Annotated in this window: 16 protein-coding genes and 1 riboswitch; of the genes, 8 read left to right on the forward strand and 8 right to left on the reverse strand. The window is 71.5% G+C overall.

Translation table 11 applies throughout. The features are described 5' to 3' along the window. Positions 1 to 951 (reverse strand): hypothetical protein (locus ACFFCN_RS01040; protein ID WP_375488850.1); only part of this gene is annotated, 951 nt, incomplete at its 3' end. Between the two features lie 86 nt (positions 952 to 1,037). On the opposite strand from ACFFCN_RS01040, the gene ACFFCN_RS01045 reads away from it, so the two are divergent. Beyond that, positions 1,038 to 1,328, forward strand: coding sequence for an antibiotic biosynthesis monooxygenase family protein (locus ACFFCN_RS01045; protein ID WP_375488852.1), 291 nt, complete (start codon positions 1,038 to 1,040; stop codon positions 1,326 to 1,328). Positions 1,329 to 1,416: 88 nt separating this feature from the next. Here the strand turns inward: ACFFCN_RS01045 and ACFFCN_RS01050 are convergent, their stop codons facing one another. Further along, positions 1,417 to 1,821, reverse strand: coding sequence for a VOC family protein (locus ACFFCN_RS01050; protein ID WP_375488854.1), 405 nt, complete (start codon positions 1,819 to 1,821; stop codon positions 1,417 to 1,419). A 16-nt stretch (positions 1,822 to 1,837) separates the two neighbouring features. Beyond that, positions 1,838 to 1,940, forward strand: a riboswitch (TPP riboswitch). Here ACFFCN_RS01050 and ACFFCN_RS01055 point away from each other — a divergent pair. The 3 genes from ACFFCN_RS01055 (at position 1,931) to ACFFCN_RS01065 (ending at position 5,053) form a co-directional block, all read left to right on the forward strand. Continuing rightward, positions 1,931 to 3,400 carry a purine-cytosine permease family protein gene (locus tag ACFFCN_RS01055; protein ID WP_375488856.1) on the forward strand — a complete coding sequence of 490 codons (1,470 nt, stop codon included), beginning with the start codon at positions 1,931 to 1,933 and terminating at the stop codon, positions 3,398 to 3,400. (Overlaps the previous riboswitch by 10 nt.) Continuing rightward, positions 3,282 to 4,184, forward strand: a complete 903-nt coding sequence (locus ACFFCN_RS01060) for a pseudouridine-5'-phosphate glycosidase (RefSeq protein ID WP_375488858.1) — start codon at positions 3,282 to 3,284, stop codon at positions 4,182 to 4,184. Before ACFFCN_RS01055 ends, ACFFCN_RS01060 begins: the two co-directional genes overlap by 119 nt. Further along, positions 4,181 to 5,053, forward strand: a complete 873-nt coding sequence (locus ACFFCN_RS01065; protein ID WP_375488860.1) for a carbohydrate kinase family protein — start codon at positions 4,181 to 4,183, stop codon at positions 5,051 to 5,053. Before ACFFCN_RS01060 ends, ACFFCN_RS01065 begins: the two co-directional genes overlap by 4 nt. A 135-nt stretch (positions 5,054 to 5,188) precedes the next feature. Here the strand turns inward: ACFFCN_RS01065 and ACFFCN_RS01070 are convergent, their stop codons facing one another. Next, complete coding sequence (locus ACFFCN_RS01070; RefSeq protein WP_375488861.1) at positions 5,189 to 5,929, reverse strand: DUF2993 domain-containing protein; 741 nt, start codon at positions 5,927 to 5,929, stop codon at positions 5,189 to 5,191. A gap of 73 nt (positions 5,930 to 6,002) precedes the next feature. Here ACFFCN_RS01070 and ACFFCN_RS01075 point away from each other — a divergent pair, with 73 nt between their 5' ends. Both ACFFCN_RS01075 and ACFFCN_RS01080 read left to right on the forward strand, forming a co-directional pair. Further along, entirely contained in the window at positions 6,003 to 7,073 is a 1,071-nt protein-coding gene (locus tag ACFFCN_RS01075; RefSeq protein WP_375488863.1) for a winged helix DNA-binding domain-containing protein, read from the forward strand. A 22-nt stretch (positions 7,074 to 7,095) separates the two neighbouring features. Next, a complete protein-coding gene (locus ACFFCN_RS01080) occupies positions 7,096 to 7,536 on the forward strand; it encodes a pyridoxamine 5'-phosphate oxidase family protein (RefSeq protein ID WP_375488865.1) in 441 nt (146 codons plus the stop codon). A 21-nt stretch (positions 7,537 to 7,557) separates the two neighbouring features. Here the strand turns inward: ACFFCN_RS01080 and hutI are convergent, their stop codons facing one another. Genes hutI through hutU form a run of 4 tightly spaced genes read right to left on the reverse strand, consistent with a single transcriptional unit; the run spans position 7,558 to position 12,932 of the window. Further along, on the reverse strand, positions 7,558 to 8,730 hold the full coding sequence (hutI, locus tag ACFFCN_RS01085; protein WP_375488867.1) for an imidazolonepropionase: 1,173 nt from the start codon (positions 8,728 to 8,730) through the stop codon (positions 7,558 to 7,560). Next, complete coding sequence (locus ACFFCN_RS01090; protein WP_375488869.1) at positions 8,721 to 10,031, reverse strand: formimidoylglutamate deiminase; 1,311 nt, start codon at positions 10,029 to 10,031, stop codon at positions 8,721 to 8,723. The genes hutI and ACFFCN_RS01090 overlap by 10 nt, the downstream gene beginning before the upstream one ends. Next, entirely contained in the window at positions 10,028 to 11,218 is a 1,191-nt protein-coding gene (locus ACFFCN_RS01095) for an allantoate amidohydrolase (RefSeq protein ID WP_375488871.1), read from the reverse strand. The genes ACFFCN_RS01090 and ACFFCN_RS01095 overlap by 4 nt, the downstream gene beginning before the upstream one ends. A gap of 58 nt (positions 11,219 to 11,276) precedes the next feature. After that, positions 11,277 to 12,932 (reverse strand): urocanate hydratase, encoded by a 1,656-nt coding sequence (hutU, locus tag ACFFCN_RS01100; RefSeq protein WP_375488873.1) that lies wholly within the window; start codon positions 12,930 to 12,932, stop codon positions 11,277 to 11,279. 90 nt (positions 12,933 to 13,022) lie between these two features. Between hutU and ACFFCN_RS01105 the strand changes: the two genes are divergently transcribed. Further along, positions 13,023 to 13,790 (forward strand): IclR family transcriptional regulator, encoded by a 768-nt coding sequence (locus ACFFCN_RS01105; RefSeq protein WP_375488875.1) that lies wholly within the window; start codon positions 13,023 to 13,025, stop codon positions 13,788 to 13,790. Positions 13,791 to 13,859: 69 nt separating this feature from the next. Here the strand turns inward: ACFFCN_RS01105 and uvrB are convergent, their stop codons facing one another. Continuing rightward, positions 13,860 to 16,034 carry an excinuclease ABC subunit UvrB gene (gene uvrB / locus ACFFCN_RS01110; RefSeq protein WP_375488877.1) on the reverse strand — a complete coding sequence of 725 codons (2,175 nt, stop codon included), beginning with the start codon at positions 16,032 to 16,034 and terminating at the stop codon, positions 13,860 to 13,862. An 89-nt stretch (positions 16,035 to 16,123) separates the two neighbouring features. Here uvrB and ACFFCN_RS01115 point away from each other — a divergent pair, with 89 nt between their 5' ends. Next, the gene (locus ACFFCN_RS01115) at positions 16,124 to 16,786 is read left to right on the forward strand and encodes a hypothetical protein (protein ID WP_375488879.1); all 663 of its coding nucleotides are present in this window, start codon (positions 16,124 to 16,126) and stop codon (positions 16,784 to 16,786) included. Positions 16,787 to 16,803: the final 17 nt, after the last annotated feature.

The raw sequence follows: 16,803 nt of genomic DNA on the forward strand, positions 1-16,803 counted from the left end.
GCCGTCCGTGACGTGCAGGAAGAACGCGCTGCCCGCGCCCTGGTGCACGCCGCCCGGCGCGTTGCGGGTGTTGTAATCGATGACTGCGCCGTAGCCGTAGTAGGGCATCTCGTAGTAGAGGTGCTCGTCCGGGTTGCCGCGCCGGAACGAGCAGTGCGACGAGCAGCGCTGGTGCGTGTTGTACAGCCGGCCGGGCTGGCTGATCCACCAGTCACTGGAGTTCGTGTGCAGATACGGCAGCGCGGTGCCCGGATCGCGGTAGTGCCCGAAGGCCTGGGTGAGCGTGAAGCTGCCGATCGGCGTGGCCGACCGCGACTCGCTCGGATGCCGGCTCATGCCGTCCGCGCCGATGTGCGCGGTGACCGCCGAGCCGTAGCGACGCCAGCCGCCGGACACCTTGGTCCACGCCTGCAAGGTGGCGGTGGTGCGCCGGGCCGAACCGGCCGTCACGGTGATCACCTTGGTGGCGCTGCCGGTCGAGTAGTGCAGCGGCAGCCGCTGTCCGCTCGAGGCAGCGCGGGCGACACGTACCGGTGCCGCTCGTTTCGCCGGCGCGACGTGTGTCGGGCGCGGGGCAACGTGCGCTCGCGGCGTCGATGCACCGTGCAGCACGACGGTCGAGGGGATCGTCGGACGCGGGGTCGGGTGCGCGGACGAGGTGGCCGTCGCGGTCGGCGTGGCAACTGCCGGGTGGCGCGCGACGTGCCGGGTAGGCCGCGGAGCGGCGCTGGTCGAGGCCGGGGCGGGCCTAGTGGTGGTGGCCGCGACACTGCTCGGCGACGGCGACGGCGACGGCGCCTGCGACATGGGCTTGGTGGCGACGACGACCCGACGATGCGCGTCGGCGGCAGTGGACGCACTGACCGCGCGACCCGTGCCGATGGCGAGCAGGGCGCACGCGGCCACCGCCGCGCCGGCGACCACGGATGACGCGATGCGACCCCACTTCATGTGGTCATTGTGACACGTGAGACGTATGTGAATCCAGCCGTGGGCCGCGACGGATCCGGCCCGACGGGTCTGCCAGAGTGAGCCGCATGGTCCTCGAGGTTGCCGACATCGCCGTCACGCCGGGTACGGAGGACGAATTCCTTGCCGCGTTCCGTAGCGCCCGGCACCTCGTCGAGCAGACGCCCGGCTGCCGGTCGGTGCGGATGACCCGCGGGGTCGAATCACCGGCGCGGTTCGTGCTGCTCGTCGAGTGGGACTCGGTCGACGCGCACCTACAGAACTTCCGCGCCTCCGACCGGTTCACCGAGTGGCGGGCAGCCCTCGGGCCGTACTTTGCCGGCCCCCCGCACGTCGAGCACACCGCCGACATCGACTGACCGACCGCTCCGAACGCTGTGTCCCGCAGATCGACACTGCGGCGGCCGATCGGCGTTGATCAGCGCGGCAAAGGCACGCTCGGCGCCGTCACTCCGCACTGCACGCCTCCACCAGGTTGCCGCCGGGGTCGCGCGCGATCGCCTGGAACTCGCCGCGGCGGTAGGGAGTCCAGCGACGTGGCGCGAAGTGCGGAACGCCGCCGTGCGCGACAGCCTCGGCAAAGAAAGTCTCAACCTCTACTCGAGACTCAACCCGCAGCTGCAGATGCAGTCCAGTGGTCGGAGTGGTTCCGCTGACCAGCCAGACGCAGGCCCGATCGCCGTCGGCACCCCACGCCGCGGCCTCCACCACGGGGTCGTCCTCCTCTTCGTCCACCAGCTCACGCAGCCGCGTCATGCCGAGCGCGCCGAGGGCGGCGTCGTAGAACGCGGCGCTGCGCGCGAAGTCGTCGGTCGTGATCGTGACGTGGTCGAGGGCCGCCGCGGATCGCACACGCCCGAGCGTAGGGTGATCCGCACACGGGAGTCCGCCGCGGGGCGGGCTGAGAGGGCAGCAGCCGACCGTCGAACCCGCTGGGTAATGCCGGCGTTGGGAGAGCGCCATGAGCACCGTCCTGACGACGCCGTCCGGCACCGCCGATGCCGAACCCGGCCGGACGCTGGCCGACGAGCAGCCCCGCACACTTGGTGTCGCCGACCACTTCGCCCTGTGGGCGAATCTCGGCGTCAGCCTGCTGGGCCCGGCCTACGCGTTCTACGTCCTCGAGCCCGGCACACATCGGCTGTCGTTGGTCGCGGCGTTCACCGCGATCGTGGTGGGCTCGGTGATCGGCACCATCCCGGTCGGCTTCGCAGCGCTGGCCGGTGCGCGCAGCGGCGCGCCGGCGATGGTCCTGCTGCGCGGCCTGTTCGGCCGCCGGCTGTCCTACCTGCCGACCGTGCTCAACCTGCTGCAGTGCATGGGCTGGGGCGTGTTCGAGATCGTCGTCATCGCCGACGCCGCGGATCAGCTGCTGCCCTGGAAGATTCACTGGCTCTACGTCCTGCTCGCCGGTGCGCTGACCACGACGCTGACGCTGCGCCCGCTCGGATTCGTCCGCACGCTGCGCCGGTACGCACTCGTCGCCGTGGCAGCCAGCACCGTCTACTTCCTCGTGCAGTTCCTGCGCGCGCCGTTGCCCTCACTGACCCACGGCACCTGGTCCGGGTTCTGGACCGCGGCCGACGGCGTCATGGCGGTGTCGATCTCGTTCGTGCCGCTGGCCGCCGACTACACACGCCACTCGCGGTCGGGCCGCGGCGCGTTCGCGGGTTCGGTGATCGGCTACTCGGTGACGCAGATCGTCTACTACGCGCTCGGGCTGCTGGCGTTCTCCACCGTCGTGCACGGCTACAGCGGGGACAACGGGCCGGTGTTCGCCGCGTTCATCGCGTTGCCGCTGGGCTGGCTGCCCTTCGCCGTGCTCGTGCTGCGCGAGCTCGACGAGTCGTTCGCCAACGTCTACTCCACGACGGTGTCGATCCAGAACCTGCGGCCCCTGGCCGACCGCCGCGTGCTGGCCGTGCTGATCGGCGTCCTGGCGACGGCCGGTGCCCTGGTGCTGCACCTCGGTGCGGACTACCAGAACTTCCTGCTGTTGATCGGCTCGATCTTCGTGCCGCTCGCCGCGGTGTTCACCGTCGACTACTTCGTCCTGCGCCGCCGCGAATGGGACGTCAGTGCGCGCGCCCCCGCGCGCTGGCCGATGCTCGTGCCGTGGCTGCTCGGCTTCGTCGTCTACCAGCTGATCAATCCCGGCGACCTCGGCTGGTGGACGCGGCAGTGGACGAATGTCGCGACCTGGCTGCACTTCACTGCGCGGTCGTGGATGAGCGCGTCCCTGCTCTCCTTCGCCGTCGCGGCGCTCGCTACCGTCCCCTTCGGACTGCTCGACGGTGCTCACAGGAGGCGACGTGCTGATCGATCCGGAGGTCGCGGAGGCGCTGGCGGCGCGGCGGCCGGTGGTGGCGCTGGAGAGCACGATCATCAGCCACGGGCTGCCGCGGCCGGACAACCTGCGCATCGCCCGTGAGATCGAGGGCGCGGTACGCGCGGGCGGTGCCGTGCCGGCCACGGTCGCGATCGTCGACGGGCAGGCGCGGATAGGACTCGACGACGCCGCGCTCGACCGCGTCGCCGGCGACCCCGATGTCGCCAAGGCCAGCGTGCGCGACCTCGCGGCGGTCGCGGCTCGGCGTGGCGTCGGCGCCACGACCGTCGCCTCCACGGCGCACCTCGCGGCCGCGGCCGGCATCCGCGTCTTCGCCACCGGTGGCCTCGGCGGCGTGCACCGCGGCGCGCGGGACTCCTGGGACGAGTCGGCCGACCTCACCACGCTCTCGCGGACCCGCGTGCTCGTGGTGTGCGCCGGGGTGAAGTCCATCCTCGACGTCGCGGCGACGCTCGAACGGCTCGAGACGCTCAATGTCGGTGTACTCGGCTACCGCACCGACCGCTTCCCCGGCTTCTACCTGCGCGACTCCGGCCATCCCCTGCACTGGACGGTCGACTCCGCCGCCGCCGTCGCCGACGTACTGCGCGCGCAGGACACCCTGCAGACCGACGGTTACGGCATGGTGCTGGCGAACCCGATCGACACCGCCGACGAGCTCGACCACGACCTGCACGATCGCACGCTGGCCTCCGGACTCGCGGCTGCGGATGCGGCCGGGGTGCGTGGTAAGGACGTCACGCCGTTCCTGCTCGAGCACTTCCATCGGGAGACGACCGGCGCCTCGCTGGCGGCGAACGTGGCGCTGGTGCTGTCCAATGCGCGGCTCGCAGCGCAGGTGGCGGCGCAGTACGCAGCCGCATGACGCGCGTCGTCTGCCTGGGCGACCTGCTCGTCGACGTGCACGCAGCGCTGCCCGGTCCGTTGGTGTTCGGTTCGGACACCCCCGCACACATCGAGCTGCGGCACGGCGGCGGCGCGGCCAACGTCGCCGCGTGGCTGGCGACGCTCGGCGCGGCGGCGACCTTCGTCGGGCGCGTCGGCGACGACGTGCTCGGTCGAGACGCCGTCACCCGGCTGCGTGACACCGGTGTGCGTACGCAGATCGATGTCGACCCGGATCGGCCCACCGGCACGTGCATCGTGCTCGTCGGCAGCGACGGCGAGCGGACGATGATCCCGTCGGCCGGCGCGAACGATGCGCCGCCGGACCTCGCGCTCCTGCCGGCCGACACCGACTGGCTCTACGTGTCCGGCTACCCGCTGCTGCGCGACAGCTCGCGCGGCCCGATCGCGCGCGCGATCGGGCAGGCACGCGACCGCGGTCGGGCGGTGGCCGTCGACGCGGCGTCGGCCGGCCCGTTGACCGCTTTCGGTGCGCAGCGCTTCCTGGACTCGATCGGCGGCGGCGTCACGCTGTTCGCCAACGTCGACGAGGCGCGGGTGCTCGTCGGTGACCTGGAGCCGGCCGCCGCGGCGCAGGCGCTCGCAACCCGCTGCGGCAGCGCGGTGGTGAAACGGGGTCACGCCGGTGCGGTGTGGTCCGACGCGTCCGGCGTGCGGTCGGTGCCTGCCGTGCCCGCAGATGCCGTGGACTCCACCGGAGCGGGCGACGCGTTCGCGGCGGGTTTTCTCGCCGGCGGCCCGACCGTGGCCGACCGGCTGCAGCTTGCCGCCGACGCCGCCGCCCGTGCGGTCAGCGCGCTCGGCGGCCGTCCGCCGCACGGGGTGTAGCTCGGCGCCTTCTCGCGCCGCCTTTCGGATCGCACTTGGCACCTCCCCGTCGCGGCTCGGAGAGCGGAACAGCCACGCTCAGCAGGTACCACGTGCACACGCAGCCGCCGGCGCGGCCGGCTAAGGGATGCGACGTCAGCTCTTCTTCGTGTCGAAGGACAGGTCGCTGCCGGTCAGCCCGATCTGCGCGCCGACCGAATCCATGTGCAACGACTGCACCCGCACGCCGAACGGGATGCCCTTGAGCGGGATGTGCAGGTCGAAGATCTTGTCCAGTGCGGTGGCGATGTCGCCGGACAGCCGGTCCAGACCGTTGATCGACGTCTTGCCGAAGCCCAGCGCGCCGTTCACCAGCCGGGGTTCCGTGCTGATGGCGGCCTGCACGCTCTGCCCGAGCACGGTGATCGTCTTCGCCGCGCGGATGCGCCCGTCGCCGGCATAAGACACGTCGATACCAAGCGCGTTGCTCAGCTCGGCGTAAGTGATCGTCGCCTGGGCGTCGGCCGTGTCGGCGTGGAAGTGGTCGAAACTGCGCGACGCAGTCACTTGATGCAGCACGACCTGCACCCGGGACAGCGTGAGCACCTTCGCGCTCTTGTCGATCGGCACGTTCTGCGCCGTCACCGTGATCTTGTCCGACTTCCCCGTGGCGAGTTGGGTGAGGAACGGGAAGCCGGCGATGTCGACGTCCGGCCGCGACGGCAGGTGCTGCGACGACTGGATGGTGTCCGCCGCGGTGCGCTCGGCGATGTAGAGACCGATGCGGTCGGCGGCGATCAGCAGGCCGACGATGACGACGAACACGATCAGCAGCGTGCGGCCGGTGTGTCGCCGGCGACGCGCGTATGCGGGCGGGGCACCCTGCCAGGCAGACATCGGTCGATCCTGGCACGGCGCGGCTGTGGGCCGACCTCGCCGGGCTGTCGGTGTCGTGCGGCACACTCGGCGCGTGGCGCGCACGGATGCGGTGCTGGGCGAGCGGATCGCGCGCAACGGGTTGGCCGCGCCCCGGTGCGCCACGGTCGCCGAGGCAGCCGCGATCACGACGGCCGTGCAGGCCCAGGACAACCAGGCCTCGCGGTTCGGTATCCGGGTGCGGGCGCCGGTGCTGGCCGAGGCGGATGTGCTGGCGGCGATCACCGAGCAGCGCTCGGTGGTGCGCACCTGGCTGCTGCGCGGGACGATCCACCTGGTCGACACCGCGGACCTGCGCTGGCTGGTGGCGCTGATCGGACCCGTCGTCATCCGCAAGTACCGCACCCGATGGCGTCAGCTCGGCCTGCACGACGACGTGCTCGAGCGCAGCCTGACCGTCCTGCCGGACGTGCTGGCCGGCCGGGCACTCACCCGGCACGAGATCCATGACGCACTGCGCGAGCGCGGTGTCGCGCCGGAGGCGAGCGACCCGCAGGCGCCGACGCACGCCATCCTGCATGCGTGCTGCACCGGGCTGGCCTGCCGCGGCGCGGACCGCGGCCGCGATGCGACGTTCGTGCTCACCGACGAATGGGTGCCCCGCGGAGCGCAGGGGCCGCGCGGCGACGACGCGCTGGCCGAACTCGCCCGCCGCTACTTCACCGCTTTCGCACCGGCGACGGCCGGCGACTTCGCCGTGTGGTCGGGGCTGCCCGGTACGAAGGCGGTCAGGCTGATTCGCGACGAGCTCACCGAGGTCGACGTGTACGGCCGTCCCGGTTACCGGCTGGGCACGGTGCCACCGGAACGGTCCACCCGCCTGCTGCCGGCGTTCGACAACTATCTGCTCGGCTACCGAGACCGCAGCGCCATCCTCGGCGCGCCGGACTACGGCCGGGTCTACATCGGCGGCCTGATCCGGCCGACGGTGCTCGTCGACGGCCAGGTGGTCGGGGTCTGGGCACTCAACCGCGTCAAGCGGACCGTGACGATGACGCCGTTCGAGGCGCTGACGCACACGGCACGGCGTGGGATCAACCGCGAGGTCGCTGCGCTGGGCAGGTTCACCGGCCTCGACCTGGCCGTCGTGATCGACGGCGGATGAGCGGTTCCGGCACACTTTGCGGATGACCACCTGGGCGGACGTGCGGGCAGGCGCGCCGGAGCTGGCCGAGACCGTGCGGCGCACGTTCGCGATCCGCAAGCACGCCACCATGGCGACGATCCGACGTGACGGGGCACCGCGCATCAGCGGGACGGAGATCGAGTTCGCGGACGACGGCAACGTCTTCTTCGGCATGTCTCCTGACGCGATGCGCGCGCACGATCTGCGCCGGGATCCACGCGTCGCGATCCACTGCCCTACCGAGGACGCGCCCGGCGACGACCCGGCGAGCTGGCTCGGCGAGGGGAAGATCATCGCTCGTGCCGTCGAGGACGAACCGGGACGCTTCCGGCTGGACGTCCAGATCGTAGTGCTCACCCGGATCGCCCCTGGCGCCCGCGCATTGGAGATCAGCACGTGGAATGCGCGCACCGGTGAAACGACGATCGCCCTGCGCGAGTGAAGAACGGCTCGGCCGTGCGTATCAGCTGACGCGTGCCGCGAGTTCCAAGGTGTGGGCGATGGGCACGCCCGGGCGGTAGGCCAGGTGCAGATGGCTGGGCGCGTCGAGCACCACCAGGTCAGCACGCGCGCCGAGGCGCAGGTGGCCGACGTCAGTGCGGCGCAGTGCCTGCGCGCCCCCCGCTGTCGCGGCGTGCACCGCCTGCGCGGGCGTCATGTGCATCTCGCGCACCGCCATCGCGATCACGAACGGCATCGACGACGTATAGCTCGTCCCGGGGTTGCAGTCGGTGGCGAGCGCCACGGTCACTCCCGTATCGAGCAGCCGTCGCGCGTCGGGGTACGGCGAGCGCGTCGAGAACTCGACGCCAGGCAGCAGCGTCGCCACCGTGTCGCCGCTGGCGAGCGCGTCGACATCTGCGTCGTCGAGATACGTGCAGTGGTCCACGCTGGCCGCGCCGAACTCGACAGCCAGCTGCACGCCGGGGCCCGGGCCGAGCTGGTTGCCGTGCACCCGCAGACCGAGCCCGCGCTCTCGTCCCGCGCTCAGCACGGCGCGCGCCTCGTCGGCATCGAATGCGTGCGCGCTGCCCGGTTCACAGAAGACGTCGACCCACCGCGCGTACGGCGCGCACGCCTCGAGCATCTCGCCGGTGACGAGGGCGAGGTAATCGGCGCGCGCGGATCCGGCCGGCACCACGTGGGCGCCGAGGAACGTCGTCTCGTCGGTGACCGTCCGGGCCACCCGCAGCAACCGTTGCTCGTCGGCCACGGTCAGCCCGTACCCGCTCTTCACCTCGACGGTCGTGGTGCCCTGGGCACGCATCTCCTCGATGCGCACAGCTAGGCCGCGGCGCAGTTCGTCGTCACTCGCCGCGCGGGTGGCGTCGACCGTCGAGCCGATGCCGCCGCCGTCGTAGCAGGCGCCGGCCAACCGAGCGGCGAACTCTGCGGCGCGGTCGCCCGCGAACACTGCATGCGTGTGGCTGTCGACAAAGCCGGGCAGCACCGCCCGGCCGCCGACATCGCGGACCTCGTCGGCGGCGGGGGCGTCGCCGGCCCGGCCCACCCACGCGATCGTGCCGTCCTCGACGACCACGGCCGCGTCCGTCCGGATGCCCAGGGGCGTGCCGTCGACCTCCGGATCGTTGGTGACCAGTTCGGCAATGCCGTTGACGAGAATGCTCACGGACACAGCCTGCCGATCGCGTCACCGAGCAGCACGCCGACGTCGCCGAGCACGTGTCGCCCGGCCTGCACGATCACCCGGCCGTCCACGACCACGGTGTCGACATCCGCCGCGCCGGCGGCGAGGACGACTTGTGCAGGGTCACAGCCGGCCGTGCGCGGCGTGTCGAGGCGGACCGCGACGAGATCGGCGCGATTGCCCGGTGCGAGCGACCCGGCGTCCGGCCAGCCGATGCTGCCGTGCGCAGTCAGGGCGCCGGTCAGCTCGGCCGGGGTGAACCGGCCGCGCTTTCCGGTGGCCAACCGCTCGTGCATCTCGAGCGCGCGGGCGTCGCCGAGCAGATCGATCTCCGCGTGTTGATCACTGCCCAGCGACAGCGGTGCGCCCGCGTTGAAAACGTCGCGGGCCGGGCCGATGCCGTCGGCGAGGTCGGCCTCGGTGCTCGGGCACATGCACACCGTGCTGCCCGACGAGCCGATCATCGCGACCGCTGCCGTGTCCAGATGCGTGGCGTGCACGGCCGTCGTCAACGGGCCGAGGACGCCCGCGTCGTGCAGCAGCGCAGTCGGCGTCGCGCCGTAGAAGGCCTCCGCGGCGGCGTTCTCCGCCTGCTGTTCGGACAGGTGCACATGCAGTGGCCGGCCCGCCGCGGCGGCGCGCACCGTGGGCAGTGCGGTACACGGCACGGCGCGCACGGAGTGGATCGCGGCGCCGATGCGCGTGGTGTCGTCGTCGCGCAGCCCCGCGAACCGTGTCGCCCACGCGTCGGCATCCGCGTCGGCGAAGCGGCGCTGGACGTCGTCGAGCGGCGTGTGGCCGGTGCCGTCCAGGCCGCCGGACAGGTAGCAGGTGTCCAGCAGCGTCAGCCGGATGCCGGCGTCGCGAGCCGCCTGGCGCGGCGCCTGCGCCATGGCGTTCGGGTCGGCGTAGGCAGTGCCGCCGGGGGCGTGGTGCAGGTAGTGGAACTCGCCGACCGCGCTGATCCCGGCCAGCGCCATCTCCGCGTACACCGCGCGAGCGAGCGACAGGTAGGAGTCCGGGTCCAGCCGCTGCGCGAGCGCGTACATCTGCTCGCGCCAGGTCCAGAAGCTGCCGCCGTCCGCATGCGTACGCCCGCGTAGCGCGCGGTGGAAGGCGTGGCTGTGACAGTTCGCGAAGCCGGGCAGGACGACGCCGGGCAGCCGGTCGGCACCCGTGGCGTGGGCGCCCGGTGTCACGGCGGTGAACCGGCCGCCGACGACCTCGATGCGCACGTCGCGGGCCGGCCCGTCGGGCAGCAACGCATGCTCGGCGAAGTACGTCGTCATGCGCGGGTCAGTACTTCGACGACGGTGGCCAACGCGTCCACGCCCGCCAGGCAGTCGGCGCGTTCGGCGTGCTCGGCCGGCGAGTGCGACACGCCCGTCGGGTTGCGGACGAAGAGCATGGCCGCGTCCACGCCGGCGTTGGCCAGGATGCCGGCGTCGTGCCCGGCCCCCGTGTCCAGGATCGGCACGCCGCCCAGCACGGCGGCGGTGCGCTCGCGCGCGGCGAACTCGGTCGCCGCGCTCCACGACTCCTCGGTCACGGCTCCGCCGAGGCCGTCCACCACGCGCTGCACGTCCGCGACCACTGCCTGTGCCTGCTCGGCCCGCGGCGCGCGCGCGTCCAGCCAGGTGGTGACGTGCGCGGCGATCGCGTTGATGCCGTTGGGTTCGACGCGCACCCGCCCGCACGTGGCGACGGCGTGGTGCCGCTCCGCGGCCTGCCGTGCCGCGAGCGCCACGCGGGCAAATGCCAGCATCGCGTCGCTGCGGTCGGCGAGACGGGTCGTGCCGGCGTGGTCGGCGCGCCCGGGCAGGTCGATGCGCCACCGCCCGTGCGGCCGGATCGCGGACGCGACGCCCACCGCCGCGTCGAGCTCGACGAGGCCCTTGCCCTGCTCGACGTGCAGCTCGACGAAGTGCGCAATACGCCCCAGCGCCTCGTCGTCGCGGCCGAGGTGCGTCGGATCGTGTCCCGCCGCGGCCATGGCGTCGGCGAGCGACGTGCCGTCGGCGTCGGTGAGCGAGCGGGCTCGGTCGGCGGACATCGCGCCGGTGATCACCCGCGACCCGGCACACGCGACGCCGAAGCGCGCGCCCTCCTCGTCGCCGAAGTTGACCACCGCGACCGGTACCGCGGGCTGCCAGCCGCGCTCGCGCAGCACGTCCAGCGCGGCGAAGGCGCTGACCACGCCCAGCGGGCCGTCGTACGCCCCGCCGTCGGGCACCGAGTCCAGGTGCGAGCCCACGGCGACGCCCGGCGTGGCGTCCGGATCGCCCCGCGCGGTGTCCCACGCCCACTGGTTGCCGGCACGGTCCTCGACCACGTCCAGGCCGCGCGCGCTCGCCTCGCCGGCGAACCACTCCCGCAACGTCGCGTCCTCGCGGGTCCAGGCGTAGCGGCGGTACCCACCCGTGCGTGCGGCGCGGCCCACCGGCGCGAGCGCCGACCACATCGCGTCGAAACTCATGCGGCGTCCGCAGCCACGCCACGCGCTCCGCAACGGTGAGTGGGGACAGGGCCGACGCTCATCCCTGGTGCATCGGGATGCGCACGTCGCGCTCCGCGGCAACCTCGTCCGCACGGTCGTAACCGGCGTCGACGTGCCGGATGACGCCCATGCCCGGGTCGTTGGTCAGCACCCGCTCGATCTTCTGCGCGGCCAGCGGCGTGCCGTCGGCGACGCACACCTGGCCGGCGTGGATGGAGCGGCCGATGCCGACGCCGCCGCCGTGATGGATCGACACCCAGCTCGCGCCGGACGCCACATTGACCATCGCGTTGAGCAACGGCCAGTCGGCGATCGCGTCCGAGCCGTCGGCCATGGCCTCGGTCTCCCGGTACGGAGATGCCACCGAGCCGCAGTCCAGGTGATCACGGCCGATCACCAACGGCGCGCTGATCTCACCACGCGCAACGAGGTCGTTGAACGCGACGCCGGCCTTGTCCCGCTCGCCGTACCCGAGCCAGCAGATCCGCGCAGGCAGGCCTTGGAAGTGGACCCGCTCCCCCGCCAACTTGATCCAGCGGGCCAGCGACTCGTTCTCCGGGAACAGGTCGAGGACGGCCTTGTCGGTGCGCGCGATGTCCTTCGGATCGCCGGACAGCGCCGCCCAGCGGAACGGGCCCTTGCCCTCGCAGAACAGCGGACGAATGTAGGCGGGCACGAAACCGGGAAAGTCGAAGGCACGGGTCAGTCCGGCGGTCCGCGCCTCGCCGCGGATGGAGTTGCCGTAGTCGAACACCTCGGCGCCCTTGTCCTGGAACCCGACCATTGCTTCCACGTGCCGCGCCATCGACGCCTGCGCGCGCCCGGTGAACTCCTCCGGCTTGCGCTGCGCGTAATCGTGCCAATCGTCGAACTCCACGCCGATCGGCAAATATGACAGCGGGTCGTGCGCGGACGTCTGGTCGGTGACGATGTCGATCGGCGCGTCGTTGGCCAAGAATCGCGGCACCAGTTGCGCGGCGTTGCCGAGCAGCCCGATGGACAGCGGCGTGCGAGCGTCGCGTGCCTGCTCGGCCAGGCGCAGCGCATCGTCGCGGTCCTTCGCCTGCACGTCCAGGTAACCGTGGTCGATGCGCCGCTGGATGCGGGTCTGATCGCACTCGATGCAGATCGCCACGCCGCCGTTCATGGTCACCGCGAGCGGCTGCGCGCCACCCATCCCGCCGAGCCCTGCGGTCAGCGTGATGGTGCCGGCCAGCGTGCCGTCGAACTTCTTCGCGGCCACGGCGGCGAACGTCTCGTACGTGCCCTGCAGGATGCCCTGCGTGCCGATGTAGATCCAAGAGCCGGCCGTCATCTGCCCGTACATCGTGAGCCCGAGGTTCTCGAGGCGGCGGAACTCGTCCCAGTTCGCCCAGTCGGGGACGAGGTTGGAGTTGGCGATGAGCACGCGCGGCGCCCACTCGTGCGTGCGCATGACGCCAACGGGTTTGCCCGACTGCACGAGCAGCGTCTCGTCCTGCTCGAGGGTGGTGAGCGAGCGGATGATCGCGTCGTAGCTCGCCCAGTTGCGCGCGGCGCGGCCGGTGCCGCCGTAGACGACGAGGTCGTCCGGCCGCTCGGCGACCTCCGGGTCGAGGTTGTTCATCAACATGCGCATTGGCGCCTCGGTCTGCCAGCTCTTCGCCGAGAGCGTGCTGCCGTGGGGTGCGCTTACCGGTCGGGCTCCGTCCATGTCCCCATTGCACACCGGGCCGCCGGACAACCGCCACGGGCGTCACGAAGAAGTTGTCTGAGATCTCAGACACTTCGCTAGGGTGGCGCGGTGGCGACCGTGCCCGCCGCAGACCAGGCGCTGCGCATCCTCGACTACCTCGGCCGACAGGCCGGTCCCGTCGGCGCGGCCGCCCTCGCCCGCGATCTGGCGCTGCCCCGCTCCACCGCGTACCACCTGCTCGGCACGTTGGCCGAACGCAACTACGTCACCCGGTTGCCCGACGAGCAACGCTGGGCGCTCGGCCTGGCGGCGTACGAGCTCGGTACCGGCTACACCCGGCAGGCGCCGCTGGCCCGAGTGGCACGCGTACCGCTCGCCGACCTCGTCGACCGCACCGGCCACACCGCGCACCTCGCAGTGCTGCACGGCAACGAGGTCGTGTACGTCCTGGAGGAGCGCGCGCCAGGTCGGCCGCCGCTCATCACCGATGTGGGCGTGCGGCTGCCGGCGCACCTCACGGCCAGCGGCCGAGCGATGCTTGCCCAACTTCCCGGCGCGCAGATCTGTGCCCTCTACCCCGACGCCTCGGCCTTCGTCGACCGCACGGGCGACGGGCCGCGCTCGGTGTCCGCGTTGCGTGTGCTGCTCGCCGAGACCCGCCGCCGCGGCCATGCCCAAGAGAGCGGCGAGGTGAGCCCCGGCTTCAGCTCGATCGCCGTGCCCGTGCACGACCATTCCGGGCGGCCCACCGCAGCCGTGGCCGCGACGTTTCCCATCGACGCAGTGACCGATGACGAGCGCGGTCGCATAGCGGGCGCGGTCCGCCACGCCGCCGCGACCGTCGCCCGCCGCGTCTACGGCCGGCCGGCTCGCTGACGGCTGACTCCGCTTTACCGGGCGAGCGTCGGCACTGACCTACGCTCGACGCTCAGCGACACCGTTTGATCAGCGGCCGACGCCGGCGGCGTCCATGCCGCGCAGCTCCTTCTTCAGCTCGCCGATCTCGTCGCGCAGCCGTGCGGCGACCTCGAACTGCAGTTCGCGCGCGGCGCTGAGCATCTGCTCGTTCAGCTGCTGAATCAGGTCGGCGAGCTGCGCGCGCGGCATCTCGGCGACGTCCAGGCCGCCGCCGGCATGAGCGCCCACGCCGACCACGCCGCCGGACACACCCCGGCCGTTGCGCCCCGGAGCCGGCGACTTGGTGCGGGTCTGCGCCTTGCCACGCGACTGCGAACGGCCCGAACCACCGACCGGCACGGCGCCGAGCAGCTCGTCGGTGTCCGCGGCCTCGCGCGCGAGCATGTCGGTGATGTCCGCGATCCGTTTGCGCAGCGGCTGCGGGTCGACGCCGTTCGCCTTGTTGTAGGCGACCTGCTTGTCCCGACGACGATTCGTCTCCTCGATCGCGTTGGACATCGACGGCGTCACGGTGTCGGCGTACATGTGCACCTGGCCGGACACGTTGCGCGCCGCGCGCCCGATCGTCTGGATCAGCGAGGTGCCCGAGCGCAGGAAGCCTTCCTTGTCGGCGTCGAGGATCGCGACGAGCGACACCTCGGGCAGATCCAGGCCCTCGCGCAGCAGGTTGATGCCGACCAGCACGTCGAACTCGCCGACGCGCAGCTCGCGCAACAGCTCCACGCGGCGCAGCGTGTCGACCTCGGAGTGCAGATACCGCACGCGCACGCCCTGCTCGAGCAGGTAGTCGGTGAGGTCCTCGGCCATCTTCTTGGTGAGCGTGGTGACCAGCACCCGCTCGTTGCGCTCGGCGCGGTCGCGGATCTCGCCCAGCAGATCGTCGATCTGACCCTTGGTCGGCTTGACCACGATCTCCGGGTCGACCAGCCCGGTAGGCCGGATAACCTGCTCGACGAACTCGCCCTTGGCCCGGCCCATCTCATAGTTGCCGGGCGTCGCGGACAGGTAGACCGTCTGGCCGACGCGCTCGGTGAATTCCTCGAACTTCAACGGCCGGTTGTCCATGGCGGACGGCAGCCGGAACCCGTGGTCGACGAGCATCCGCTTGCGCGACATGTCGCCCTCGTACATGCCGCCGGTCTGCGGCACGGTCACGTGCGACTCGTCGACGACGAGCAGGAAATCCTCGGGAAAATAGTCGAGCAGGCAGTGCGGGGCACTGCCCGGGAGCCGTCCGTCGATGTGCATCGAGTAGTTCTCGATGCCCGAGCAGAACCCGACCTGGCGCATCATCTCGATGTCGTAGCTGGTGCGCATGCGCAGTCGCTGCGACTCGAGCAACTTGTTCTGCCCGTCGAGCTCGGCGAGGCGTTGCTCGAGTTCTTTCTCGATGCCGCGGATCGCGCGCTCCATGCGCTCGGGCCCGGCGGCGTAGTGCGTGGCCGGGAAGATGAAAACCTCGTCGACCTCGCGCACGACCTCACCGGTCAGCGGATGCAGGTAGTACAGCCGCTCGATCTCGTCGCCGAACATCTCGACGCGGATGGCGAGTTCCTCGTAGACCGGGAAGATCTCGACGGTGTCGCCCCGCACCCGGAACGTGCCGCGGGTGAACGACAGATCGTTGCGCTGGTACTGCACCTCAACCAGGTGCCGCAGAATATCCTCACGCTCGACCTGTTGGTTGAGGTTCAACCGCACCGATCGGTCGACGTACTCCTGCGGGGTCCCCAGACCGTAGATGCATGACACCGTGGCGACCACCACGACATCGCGCCGGGTCAACAACGAGTTGGTTGCGGAGTGCCGCAGACGCTCTACCTCGTCGTTGACCGAGCTGTCCTTCTCGATGTAGGTGTCCGTCTGCGGGACATACGCCTCGGGCTGGTAGTAGTCGTAATAGCTGACGAAGTACTCGACGGCGTTGTTCGGCAGCATCTCGCGCAGCTCGTTGGCCAGCTGAGCGGCGAGGGTCTTGTTCGGCGCCATGATCAGCGTCGGCCGCTGCAACCGCTCGATCAGCCACGCGGCGGTGGCCGACTTGCCCGTGCCGGTGGCGCCGAGCAGCACGACATCCTGCTCGTCGGCGCGCAGCCGGCGTTCGAGCTCAGCGATCGCGGTCGGCTGATCGCCCGACGGCTCAAAATCCGAGACGACCTCGAACTTGCCGCTTTTCGGCGTGATGTCGGTGTGGACCCGCATGCCTCCACGGTACGAGCCGGGTCCGACAATGTGCGCGGCCGAAGGGCTCTTCGCTCCCCCGCGTCCGCATGTGGGGGCAGACTCGGCGTGTGACCGGCATCGAGTTCGTCGACGAACCTGTCGAGCACGCCGACGCCCCGGTGACGGAGGGCATTCCGGAGCGGCCGGATCCGCGCAACGCCGGTCGTTCGCTTCTGCTCCGCCGATGGTCCGACCACCGAGCCCGCACTGCCCTGGCCGCGGCACTCACCTTGGCCGCGGCGGGGCTCGCCCTTGTCGCCGCCTTGTCGCGGCTCTACACGGTCGGTTTCGGGCCGCGTGGCCAGTTGTTCAGCCACAGCATCGACGCGTGGGGCAACTACCACGGTCTCGGCGAACTCAACCGCGAGGGCCAGCACGCGGCCCGCTACGGCGTCGTGCTCGTCGGGTGTGCGGTGGCCCTGCTCCTGCTGGCCGTCCAGCTGGTTGCGCCGCGACTGCGGCTGCGCACGCCGCGCCGGCTGACGCGTGCCACGCCGTACCTGCGGGTCGGCATCACCGGCATCCTCGCCGGCATCACCCTGGCCATGTACCTCGACACCGCCGCCGTGTTCGGCAGTGCGCGGTCGAGCATCCAGGTCGGTGTGTCCGCCGGCGATCCCATCCGCGGCGACGTCGTCACGGCGTACGGGCCGTGCCTGTGGATTGCCCTCGCCGCCGTCGGCTGCGCGGCCGCGGGTGTCGTCGCCGCGGCCGACGCCGCACGCGGCTAGCACCCGGCGCACCGGTC

The organism is uncultured Jatrophihabitans sp. (assembly GCF_964246335.1).
Classification (GTDB): domain Bacteria; phylum Actinomycetota; class Actinomycetes; order Mycobacteriales; family Jatrophihabitantaceae; genus Jatrophihabitans.

Excerpts from the sequence above, each read along its gene's own strand:
- ACFFCN_RS01070 (WP_375488861.1), bottom strand. The coding sequence starts at position 5,929 with ATGTCTGCCTGGCAGGGTGCCCCGCCCGCATACGCGCGTCGCCGGCGA.
- ACFFCN_RS01055 (WP_375488856.1), top strand. The coding sequence starts at position 1,931 with ATGAGCACCGTCCTGACGACGCCGTCCGGCACCGCCGATGCCGAACCC.
- ACFFCN_RS01080 (WP_375488865.1), top strand. The coding sequence starts at position 7,096 with ATGACCACCTGGGCGGACGTGCGGGCAGGCGCGCCGGAGCTGGCCGAG.
- uvrB (WP_375488877.1), bottom strand. The coding sequence starts at position 16,034 with ATGCGGGTCCACACCGACATCACGCCGAAAAGCGGCAAGTTCGAGGTC.
- ACFFCN_RS01065 (WP_375488860.1), top strand. The coding sequence starts at position 4,181 with ATGACGCGCGTCGTCTGCCTGGGCGACCTGCTCGTCGACGTGCACGCA.
- ACFFCN_RS01090 (WP_375488869.1), bottom strand. The coding sequence starts at position 10,031 with ATGACGACGTACTTCGCCGAGCATGCGTTGCTGCCCGACGGGCCGGCC.
- ACFFCN_RS01095 (WP_375488871.1), bottom strand. The coding sequence starts at position 11,218 with ATGAGTTTCGACGCGATGTGGTCGGCGCTCGCGCCGGTGGGCCGCGCC.
- ACFFCN_RS01045 (WP_375488852.1), top strand. The coding sequence starts at position 1,038 with ATGGTCCTCGAGGTTGCCGACATCGCCGTCACGCCGGGTACGGAGGAC.
- hutU (WP_375488873.1), bottom strand. The coding sequence starts at position 12,932 with ATGGACGGAGCCCGACCGGTAAGCGCACCCCACGGCAGCACGCTCTCG.